Source organism: Sporosarcina koreensis (assembly GCF_001531445.1).
In the GTDB taxonomy this organism is placed as follows: domain Bacteria; phylum Bacillota; class Bacilli; order Bacillales_A; family Planococcaceae; genus Sporosarcina; species Sporosarcina koreensis_C.
Genome location: NZ_LQYA01000257.1, coordinates 1 through 245, shown reverse-complemented (window position 1 = coordinate 245; position 245 = coordinate 1). Strand labels below are relative to the sequence as shown.

The window sequence follows — 245 nt, the reverse complement described above, 5'->3', positions numbered from 1 at the left end:
TAGGGAGTATTTAGCCTTGGGAGATGGTCCTCCCGGATTCCGACGGAATTTCACGTGTTCCGCCGTACTCAGGATCCACTCTGGAGGGGACGGACTTTCGACTACGGGGCTATTACCCGCTATGGCGGACCTTTCCAGGCCGCTTCGTCTAATCCGTCCCTTTGTAACTCCGTATAGAGTGTCCTACAACCCCAGGAAGCAAGCTTCCTGGTTTGGGCTCTTCCCGTTTCGCTCGCCGCTACTAA

General features: G+C 55.5%; 1 rRNA gene. It reads right to left on the bottom strand.

The features are described from left to right. Positions 1-245, bottom strand: a 23S ribosomal RNA gene (locus AWV70_RS21630); the annotation flags it as partial.